Annotated in this window: 10 protein-coding genes; all 10 read right to left on the bottom strand. The window is 45.5% G+C overall.

Translation table 11 applies throughout. The features are described 5' to 3' along the window. Positions 1 to 661: 661 nt before the first annotated feature. A complete protein-coding gene (locus GN277_RS32105) occupies positions 662 to 1,015 on the bottom strand; it encodes a TnpV protein (protein WP_244324596.1) in 354 nt (117 codons plus the stop codon). Positions 1,016 to 1,395: 380 nt separating this feature from the next. After that, positions 1,396 to 1,521, bottom strand: coding sequence for a hypothetical protein (locus GN277_RS32100; RefSeq protein WP_280178591.1), 126 nt, complete (start codon positions 1,519 to 1,521; stop codon positions 1,396 to 1,398). A 353-nt stretch (positions 1,522 to 1,874) separates the two neighbouring features. Next, entirely contained in the window at positions 1,875 to 2,108 is a 234-nt protein-coding gene (locus tag GN277_RS04230; protein WP_159749963.1) for a hypothetical protein, read from the bottom strand. A gap of 18 nt (positions 2,109 to 2,126) precedes the next feature. Then, positions 2,127 to 2,825: a hypothetical protein gene (locus GN277_RS04225; RefSeq protein WP_159749961.1), complete on the bottom strand. Its 699-nt coding sequence runs from the start codon at positions 2,823 to 2,825 to the stop codon at positions 2,127 to 2,129. Beyond that, the gene (locus GN277_RS04220; RefSeq protein WP_159749959.1) at positions 2,825 to 3,430 is read right to left on the bottom strand and encodes a hypothetical protein; all 606 of its coding nucleotides are present in this window, start codon (positions 3,428 to 3,430) and stop codon (positions 2,825 to 2,827) included. Before GN277_RS04220 ends, GN277_RS04225 begins: the two co-directional genes overlap by 1 nt. 18 nt (positions 3,431 to 3,448) lie before the next feature. Further along, positions 3,449 to 3,724: a hypothetical protein gene (locus GN277_RS04215; protein WP_159749957.1), complete on the bottom strand. Its 276-nt coding sequence runs from the start codon at positions 3,722 to 3,724 to the stop codon at positions 3,449 to 3,451. Continuing rightward, positions 3,721 to 4,038, bottom strand: a complete 318-nt coding sequence (locus GN277_RS04210) for a hypothetical protein (RefSeq protein WP_159749955.1) — start codon at positions 4,036 to 4,038, stop codon at positions 3,721 to 3,723. The genes GN277_RS04215 and GN277_RS04210 overlap by 4 nt, the downstream gene beginning before the upstream one ends. Before the next feature lie 13 nt (positions 4,039 to 4,051). Continuing rightward, positions 4,052 to 8,191, bottom strand: coding sequence for a SpaA isopeptide-forming pilin-related protein (locus tag GN277_RS04205; protein WP_159749953.1), 4,140 nt, complete (start codon positions 8,189 to 8,191; stop codon positions 4,052 to 4,054). Positions 8,192 to 8,471: 280 nt separating this feature from the next. Further along, positions 8,472 to 9,419, bottom strand: coding sequence for a ParB/RepB/Spo0J family partition protein (locus tag GN277_RS04200; protein WP_159749951.1), 948 nt, complete (start codon positions 9,417 to 9,419; stop codon positions 8,472 to 8,474). Then, a complete protein-coding gene (locus tag GN277_RS04195) occupies positions 9,373 to 10,200 on the bottom strand; it encodes a ParA family protein (protein ID WP_159756353.1) in 828 nt (275 codons plus the stop codon). The genes GN277_RS04200 and GN277_RS04195 overlap by 47 nt, the downstream gene beginning before the upstream one ends. Positions 10,201 to 10,392 lie beyond the last annotated feature (192 nt).

Below are 10,392 nucleotides of genomic sequence, written 5' to 3'. Positions count from 1 at the left end.
AAATCGGAGAGCCGCAGGGCGAGCGTGTCCCGCTTGTCCGCAGGGGGCAACTCTCTTTTTTCCTCAATAAAACGCTGCCTTGCAAGTTTCTTTTGGGTGTCGATTTCATACTGTGGCGCAGACACGCTTTCCAGATAATCGGCGTAATGGTCTTTCTCTTTTGTATTGAGATAACGGTTATCCTTAATCAGCTCACGCAGGCGTTCTTCCGCTTTAGACCAACTCAACACAAGGTTGCGTTCAGTGGAAATGCCATCACGTTCAATGGCGATGCCCTTCCCGCTATACCACACATATCCTTCCGTGCCGTCTGAAAAGTCTACAAAGAACCCGCCCGTGCCGTATTCCCTTTTCAGAAAATCAATATTATTTTTTTTATCCCTCTGCTTCTGGAGCTGGTGGTAAATACGGTATTTCCCATTCGCAACGCTGTTCCCTTTTACAAGGACGGCGTCAATATCCTCCTGGGAAATGACAAAAGCAGAGGTTTTTTTATCCTCTGCTTCAGCTATCATTTCAATCTGTTCGTCTATGGTCGGGAGATTGGCGGCAACTTCTTCCTCGTTGGCAACGCTGCCCTCGGCAGGCTCTGCTGTCTGTGCCGTAGCCGTTTTTTCTTTCTGCCTGCCGCCGTCCGATTGTGGCTCTGGTTCTGAATTTTCTAATTGTAAATCAGTTCGCTCAAGATGACTTCCTCCGCTTGGCTGCGGATACTGTTCATCATGCCGAGCCACTGCATTGTGGCTTTCTCTTTCAATTCTTCCGTCACTCCCTGCTCTTTGGCGAGCTGTTTTGTCAAAATCTCCAGACGCTGCAATGCCGTCTGCTCGGTCTGGTACAAGTGTGCGTTCAACCTTCCTGTTGTCAGCAGGTTGAGGTATGTCACTTTTTTGTGGTTCTCTAAATAATCCCTGTGCATCAAAGCATATCTGCCAAGGGGAAGTTCTGGCTCTGTCGCTAATGTGAGGTCGGGAATGAGATAATCCCCCTGTCTGCTGTATGTGATTTCGTTCATTCTCTTTACTCCTTTCTTTCCCTGTCTTGCCTGTATCATACTGGTTTGGAAGATTTCCTGCAAATGTGCGGTTCTGCTTATTCGCTTCGATTTGCACATCTCGGATAGTCTGGGAGATTTCCCGCAATGCCATTTCTGAAATATCGCTGGTAACGATTCCAATAGCATTTAAAACCGCAGGTGTGTTGAAATTTACAATATCCGCAAATTCCTCTTTGTCAAAATAGGCGTCTGTTTCCAGACCGCAGCGGCGAAATAACATAAAAGCAACGCTTTTCGCCGCTAATTGCCTGTAAATAACTTCTATATTAAGGTCGTCAAATTCTTCTAAATAGCTGTCTTTCGTGTTTTCTTTTAGCTGTACAAGATAATCGGGCAGGTTATCCGATACGGCGTTTTCTGCTGTTTCCATCAAGACGGAAGCGAAGTCGCTGCACTTTGTTTCTCCGAACCTGCCCGATAATCTTTCTATGACTGGCTGCTCGTACCGCCTGTCCATCTGCCATATGGGAACTGGCTGACTGCCATAATAACCTGCGTGGGTGTCGGAAACATCAAAATAATATTTCAATGTGTTTCTTTGCCCCTTCGTGTCAAATACGACAATCGCTTTGCTGTTTTTGTTTACCCAACGTTTAAATAGTCTGTTCCATGTGCTGATTTCGGCTACGGCAGTCGCGTCCGGGCGTTGGGCATATATCAGAAGTTGTTCATCAAAGCGGCATTTGTAGTTATGGCAGGCTGAAGCCAGAAAGTTCTGCCAAACTTTCGTATTTCTTGTAATCTCAATGCCTGTACGCCGATACAGCTCGGTCATTAACTGATACTTTGCAGCCATCTGCGCTACACCTCCTAATCTTTAATTCTCATTTTTTGTGCTTACAGCCGGATTTGTATCACCTCCCAGAAATGTGATAACTTTGTTTGCCTTGACACTCTTTTGCAGGTCGTTGATAAGCGCAATATCCGCCACTGTGAGTCCCTGCATTGTTAGAATGTCATCCATCGTCATAGCGGCGATGGCTTTTTCATCGGTAAAGCCTGCGTCCAATACCTTGTTTAAGACTTTCACTACTTTGGGGTTGACTGCCATATTCCAATCCTCCTACAGTTATCGTTCGTTTTCTTTGTGCTTCGGGGCTTTCTGTGTGGACGGCGGCTCTTGCGGCTTCGGTACACAACTGTGCCCGTCCTTCTTCATACGCTCGGCAAACTCGCAGATATGGTAGAGATAACCGCCGACCTCGGTGTGGCATTCGTCAATAAAACGGCAGGTCTTTTCCGCCTTTTGCCCCCACTCATAAGTGATAATGATTTTGCCGCCGTCCGGGATGTGGAACTGCTCTTTATATTCAACGTCGATAAAGCGGATGCCTTTCTCGGCATTTTTCATATGCTTATCCAGCCATTCTTTCACATAACAGTAGCAGTAAAAGTTATAGTCGCCCTTTTTCGGGTTACATCGTAACAGGAAAGCATATTTGTCGGTATCCACACGGAAACCGTACTCGGTACAATAGCTGCCCTTAAAAGCACTTTCGGGATTTTTCCTTACAAAAGCCGCCATATCATGGCGGTTATGCAGAAGTCCCTTATCTTCACGTAAGGCATTGATAACCTCGTCCAAACTTGCCTTGAACTCGTCAGTTTTCAATTTCTTTTTAAAATCAAACCAAGACGTATAAAATCCATATCCAGAAGTGCAAAAATCACCTTGGAAATGACCAATAGACCCCGTCTGTTCCTCAAGCTGTATACTCTGGGAATAAGTATATTTCTGTTCAGCCTGTGACAAAGCCCGTATCTCCATTATCGTTCCTCCCTGCTTTTTGCTTTCTTCAATTTTTTCTGCGTCTGGATTTTGGCGAGGGCTTCTTTGGCCCAATCAGGCATTTTTTCTGGCTTGATTTCCCCAAGAATGTCGCTTCGTTCCCATCGGGCATATTTTCCCTCTGCCAGACACGTGCCCATTACCGCCCGTCCCCTTCCGCCTATCGCACCATTTCCGCCCTCTGCCAGCACAAGTTGATAAACCGAATGTCTGTATTCATAACGATTGACCTCAGCATTGACGACAACCACCTTTCCCACAATACTTTTCCCCTTGTCATCGGGGATACAATCCTCTATGGTAAATGGTTTTAAATCACATTTATATTTTTCCTTCTCTGTCTGCGTAATCTTAACCTGTTCCTGTACACGATTCAGAAACTCCTGCATCGCTTCCAGATAATCGTCTGAAATGATTGCCTTCTCTGCCTGTGCCGCTGAAAATATATTGTCGTAGGTACAATAGCAAACTAAAAATGGGTATTCAGACTTCTTATCAACACCGAAAACCACTTCTTTTGTACCAATATGGATACTCTGTTCCACTTCATAAGAATCTATCATCCTCTTTTCTTCATTTTCCATTTAGCCTATCCTTTCTTATTACCGTACACGTCCATTGCTGCTTTTCTGTTTCTTGGCAGAGGGATAGTTGTAGGGCATATGACTCTCTGCCTGATAACGCTCGTTCATCTTTTTACGTGCCGACGATAGTTCGTTGCAATAATAGCCCCAAAAATAATTGTCGCCGCCTTTACAATACCAACATACATAGGGATTTGGAGCTTTGGGATTGTGACCGATAACTAATTCCATTTTCCCAACTGTACGGCTATCTATAATCTTATATCCCTGCTGAGAACGTACTTCCTTATTCACACATCCGCCTCCTGTCCCTTAGCATACCGCCGATAGGCTTTTTCCCCTGCCGTTCGTCTTGCCTGTACAGGCAGACTCCCCAAAAGTTCCGGGTATCGTGCCTGTAACCTTCGCCGTGTTCTGCTGACGCTCTCAAATCCCGGCAATCCGAGGGATTTGTGTCTTGCCATTATCTCGGCAAGGGGTATCTCCCCCGCATTTTCCAAACAGTCGTTACATAGCGCAAGGTATAACACCATGTCGTCATCCCTTGCGTCTTTGTTCTGCTTGAGGAGGGATTTCACCCTCCCCTCAAGCGTTTTCAATTTCTCCATCGCCGCCTCCTTCTTATCTTTTCTTTCCCCATTGATAACCAACTGCGCCGAAGATTCCTGCCCCCAGTGTAAATACTGCTGCAAGGAAAACCCACAAACCGAGAATAAAATCATCCCCTGTTTCCGGGGTTTCACGGAGTTCGTTATGCATGGTAACCGTTGCCGTTTCATCCACTTTAACCAGCACTTTCTGGTCTATAGGCAGAATATAGTTTTCGGATACTTCGTTGCTGACCTCAGACACGGTATATTCGCCAATCCTTAAATCCTCAACAAAGATTTCCCCTTTTTTGTCTGTAATGAATGTCTGGTCATATCCGTCGCCGCCAGTAACACGGAAGGAAATTCCTTCCACCTTCTTATCCGAAGATGTCTTTATAATTTTAAGGCTGCCTTTCTGCGCTTCGTTTAAGAAGCCCTTTCCCGCTTCGTTTTCCACATCGTAAGTCTTGCCGTTTTCCTCAATGGATACGGGATACACATTTTCGTCAAGAACAAATCCCTCTGGGGCTGTTTTTTCTTTGACAAGATATCTGCCATATCTCAGGTCGTCCATCTGGTAAACGCCGTTCTCTGTCTCCCCCATCTCTCCAAGAAGCTCATCGCCCTTATCTATCTTCTCGTTTTCGTTCCTATCGGCGTAAACTTCAAATACTGCGCCTGAAAGCCTCTTTTCCGGGCTGTCCTTATCTCCTTTTGTCAGAGAGAGATTGCCTGTAATAAAGTAGTTTACAAGCTCAATTTCCACAAATTCCCCTGCTTTGCCGATTGTTACAGTAATTTCTTCCTCGGATAGCAGATATCCTTCCGGACTTTCCACTTCATGAATTATCCATGTGCCATATGGGACTTTCACAAAAGAAAAACTGCCGTCATCTTTGGATGTGGCAGTCTGGATTGCATTTTCCTCTGTATATTCTTTTGTACCAGCCTTAAAAATGCCGATAATTGCGCCGCCTAAATCTTTGCCGTCCTCGTCGGACTTTTTACCGCCGACTGAGCCGTAAATTAACTTATTCTTTATGGCTTCGCCTTCATTTGCCGTAATATGGACGATTTCCGTGTCCTGCCCTGCATATTCAAAATCTATCGGATATTTTTTATCATTCTTCTGGTATGCGCAATTTGTACTGATTTCCTGCACATAATATTTTCCTGTCGGCAGGTCGCTTCTCGCTTTCCCGTGACCGCTTTCATCAAGGTCGATTACTTCTAACAATCCGTCTGCCGGGATAACAGAGCCGTCTGCGGCAGTCAGTTCTTTTTCTGCATACAATCCGAAGCTAACCTCTTTGATTTCGCCGTTATTGCCAATCCCATACTCCTGATTCACTTCAAGGCTTTTTACAAGGTCTATTTCCACTCTCTGGCGTTCATTCTGAAAATCTATGGCTGTTTCTGTGACTAAAATATCCTGCCCTGCATACGCAAGTTCAACCATATGGGGAGTCTCATTTACCACCATCCCCTGCGGGGCTGTCACCTCTTTTACTTCATATCTTCCCAGATATAAGTTCTTTGACTTGGCTTCGCCGTCTTTCCCTGTGGTAAGGGTATCCACTATCTCTCCCTTCTTAGCTCTGACTGTGCCGTCTATCGTAACGATATCCTCGGCTGCTGTAACCTCATAGACTGCACCCGCTAAGGAATCTACGGCAAAGATTGGCTGATACACTCCTTGGCTGCTTGATACCCCGCTGAATACTTCGCCGGACTTGGATACGGTAATCGTGCCTTTCTGTGCAATATTGGAACATTCTACCTTGATTACAGGAATACCGCTTTCTTCTTCGGAATTCCTCTGCACAACGTCAAATGGAATGGGATTGGAATCCAATACGTAACCATACGGAGCTTGTACCTCCACAAGCGTATATCCCTCTCCGTATTCAAGGGGCTGCGGCGTAATTAGTTCCCCGTCTGTTGTCGTGTAAAACGTATCAATCGCCGTCACTTCTGGATAGGTGAACGTCATGGATACCTGTTCTCCATTTGGGGCGTAAATCTGGAATCCTGCGCCTGCATATGGTATGGTCTTTCCTGTTTCGATATCTTTTTTCGCAATCTTAATATAGCTCTCAAAGTTTGCGTTGTTGATTAAGTAACGGTAAGTCTGGCTGTTCTGGCTGATAAATACGTCGAAGTCTTTCATAAGCTCACGACCGTCCCACCCGGAAATCTGATGCACAGTATAAATACCGTAAGGCATATATTTAGTCTGGGCGAATCCGTTTGCGTCGCAAGTTAAGATATCCCTCTCGGTTTCTTCTGCCTTTTTGTAACTTCCTGCGGATTTCAGGTATACCTCAAACACTGCCCCTTCTTCTGGCGTTTCAATCTGTGTCCCGCCATTGTCCGTATGCTTGGTAATGGCGATGTTTCCTTTTATGACCTGCTCATTTACGTTATTTCTCGTTGAATTATGCTCAACCGTATAAAGCTGCGGCTCTGCCCCGATATGGTGGATATCGCTGTCCAGAAGATATCCCTCCGAAGGAATCAGCTCCCGGATACTCCAGTCATCGCTGCATATATAATTTTTTGTTGTGAACTGCCCGTTTTCATCGGTTGTATAGGTGTCAAGAAGTTCCTTGCCTTTATAGATACCGTACACTGCGCCTGCAAGTGAAGCGTCGCTTTGTGGCGTTCCTGTCTCTGCGTCTGCCTTAGTTACTGTCACATTGAATTTTTTCAGCACGTTATGGAAACTGCGGTTTGTAACTTTCTTCCATTCAACCGGAGCTGTCTGGGTGGCTGGAATGATATAACGGTCTGCCGTATCCACTTCTTCGAGTATATATGGCGTGTTGCCGCTTATCAGGACATTTTCAAACCTTGCATGTCCATTTCTGTCTGTTACTGCATATTCGTCAACGGCAAGCCCGCTTAGGGATGTCCCGTAAAGGTGAAACCGTATCCCCTCGTTGCAATCGTCCTCGGATGTTTTCACGACTTCAAGGCTCCCCCGCTTTAAAATGTTATTGAAGGTGACTGTTGATGTTTCCCCTCCGATAACCGTCACGGTCTGGGTTTTGGGCTGTTCATAATGGTCTATGGGCTGCTCTGTGACTGTATAAGTTCCGGGAAATAAGTCCTCAACCGTCATATTTCCGTTTGCATCTGTTTCAACAGTCTTTCTGTAATTCTCTCCTTTGATGGTAAAAGAAATGCCTTCCACCACACCATCCTCAGATGTCTTTTTCAGTGCTATTGTTCCGGTGGGTGTTTCCACATTGATATATGCCTTAACTGTATCCACGTTTTCCACGCCTGTGATTACATCCTGCAAATTAGGGTCGCCGTATGCTATCATTTTTGCGCTGCTGCTGACGGTGGGCGTGTTGTTCCTTGCCGCCGTAATCCTTACTGTACCTTTTACTGCCTTTTCAGATGTTACTGTCAGTTTGTCCCCGTTCTTAGATACCCTGATGTTACTGTCGGAACTTGCAAAGTCGTATTCAGAGAGAGTGTTGTTACTATCGGTGAATGTCATGCTGTATCTTCCATCCCTGTAAGAAAGCTCTCTTGTAATGCTGCCCTCGCTGCCCGACATAAAACTTGGAATCGTGTTGTGCTTTGACATCATGGCAATTATCTGGTCATATGCCGCCCTTGCTCCGCTGTTTGGATAATTTGAGCCAAAGTGCAGGTTGTAGATTGTTCCGCCTGTCTGCCGATAAGTTCCTATAGACTCACGGTATCCTGTAACAAACTCCCATACAAGGGTCTGGGTGGCAAGCCATTTTTCATCATCATTCCCCGTTAAATGATTACTGTTTCCCTGATTCCCATAGAGCAGGGCAAGCCCTACCGCTTTTTTCTGATTCCCGGATAGTACGTTCCATGCGCTTGATGAATCTTTTGCCAATATGTTTCCTGTCCTTAAGGGTACTCCCGGCTGAATACAATAGGCATCTTCCCCGTCTACGTACATACGGTTGATATATTCTCCTGTATTGCCCGGAACATGACCGTCAATGTTAGCGGTTGAATTGTATCTCATGGCGTTTCCTGCACCGTCATAGGTATGGTCGAATGAAATCGTCCCTATGCTGCCTGCTGCAAGTACCCTTGATGCAGGAAAGGCGGATAATGCTGTGACCGCCGCAAGAGTATAAGCTACCGCCCTTTTGAATATTTTACGAATCTTCATTGTTTCCTCCTGTTTGTTTGTGTTTAGTGATTTTGTTAGCAGTAAAAAAGCTGCTCATCTTGGCAGCCTTTACGCCTTATAACTTATGACAAGGCATAAGCCATTCGGCTGTCGTGGCAGTCGCCAAATGTCCGTACAAGTACGTCCACTTGGCTTGTTGCCTACGCATATTTCTTTTCTCGGATAGTTACTGGCAGTATTTAGGGGGAGAGGTGTGGAGAGGGGGAGTACAAAAAAATTTGTTGTCCCCAAAAGGGCAGACTTCTCCCTCGGTGTCAGGTTATCTTTCCTTCCCCCGCTGCTTTTGCAGGTGTCGATTATAAAACTCCAACGCCTTGACTACAAAATCTGTCTCTTGTCCTCTGGGGATAGTATTTGGTATGAGCTTCGTTATCCTTTCGTCTTTAAATGCAGGTTTTTCTTTCTGGTTTGGCTTTTCCTCCTGCATGATGGACTGAATAACCTCGTCTGTCAGTTTGTCTTCCTGCATGAACTTTTTCATTTTGATTGCCTGTGCCAATGAGGGCGTGGCGTCGTTGTAGCCCATGGCTTCTAGGAGTGTGTATTGCTGTTCCTCGGACAGATAGGAAATCTCTACCGCAGGACGGAAAGCAATCAGGTGTTCATCGACCATTTCCAAGATTTCGGGTACTAGCTCGGTCAGACGGATATAACGAAAAATTTGATTTTTACTTTCTCCAACCTTTTCTGCAAGTTCATCGCTTGAAGTTGCAAACTCAAAATTATTTCCCACTGGGGAATAATTATCTTTTATAGGTCTGCCTGCCTGTCGCTTCATCGCTTCAAGCCGCATTTTATAAGCAAATGCCTTCTCACTTGGTAGTATGGTGGAGCGTTGCAGATTACTCTCAACCATCACAATGATTGCTTCGTCTCGGCTCAACTCCTTAACTTCACATTTCAGCACGTCAAACCCTGCAAGCTCACAAGCCCTTTTCCGCCTGTGACCGCTGATTAACTCATATCGCCCGTCCTCCTTTTTCCGAACCGTTGCCGGAGTCATTACCCCAATCCTTCTAACGCTGTCAACAAGCTGTTCCATATCCTCATCCATAAGCACCTTAAACGGGTGGTCTGGAAACTCGTCTATTTCGGAAATAGGTATCTCCCTTATCTTACTTAAACTGGCTTCTGCACGGCTAACGTCTGTTTCAAATAGGTCATCGTATGCGGTCAGCTCTATTTTGCTTCTTCTGCTTCTCGCCAATGTCTTCCACCTCCTTTGCAAACTGTCCATATGCCATAGCTACTTTGCTGCCTTTATCATAGGCAAATAAGCTCTTGCCCTCCGCAGTCGCTTCTACGGCTCGGATTGAATGAGGTATCTGGGATTCAAAGATTCTGATTCTCTGTCCATAAGCACTTTTGACCGTAGCTGTAATCTCCTTGGAAATATTTGTGCGCGGCATAACCATTGTCATAAGGATTCCCTCTATCCGCAGTTTGGAATTTATCTGCCGCCTAACTTTGGATACAGAGTGAAGCAGCAGCTCTAAGCCCTTGGCTGAAAGATAATGCGGCTGGGTCGGGATAATGATACTGTCGCTTGCTGCTAGGGCATTGATTGTCAGCATACCTAAGCTCGGCATCGAATCTACCAGTACAATGTCATACTTCTCTTTTACTTGATTAATGCATGTTTTCAACACGCTTTCACGGCTCATGGCATTGATAAGCCTTACTTCTAATCCCGACAGCTCAATGTTGGACGGGAGCAGGTCAACGCCTTCTTCATGGTGCAATATAGCTTTCTGTACGTCAAACGGTTTGTCGTCGATTACGTCCTGCATAATACTTGAAAGGGTGTCAGACAAATCATCTGGTCTGCTGTAGCCAAGGGACATTGTCAGATTTGCCTGTGCGTCGGCATCAATCAAAAGGACTTTTTTTCCTTTCTGTGCCAAGCTCACCCCCAGATTGACCGTCGTAGTGGTTTTTCCGACTCCGCCCTTCTGGTTAGTCAGAGCGATTATTTTGCAATTTGGCATCATCTCCTCTGAGTTCATAAGTACAACCTCCTTTTTCAAAAATTTAGCCACGCTATTTATGTGGCTATGTAAATCCGGGGACAATCTGCCTGTCCCCGACAAAACGAAAACGCAGTATTTGTCCTCAACACCCCCTGCGTAGAAGCGTTATGCTTCGGGAAATCGCTAAGTTACAGACTGTTATCTGCTTCA

Origin of the sequence: Sporofaciens musculi (assembly GCF_009830285.1) — a bacterium.
GTDB classification, from domain to species: domain Bacteria; phylum Bacillota; class Clostridia; order Lachnospirales; family Lachnospiraceae; genus Sporofaciens; species Sporofaciens musculi.
This window is presented reverse-complemented; position numbering and strand designations above follow the sequence as displayed.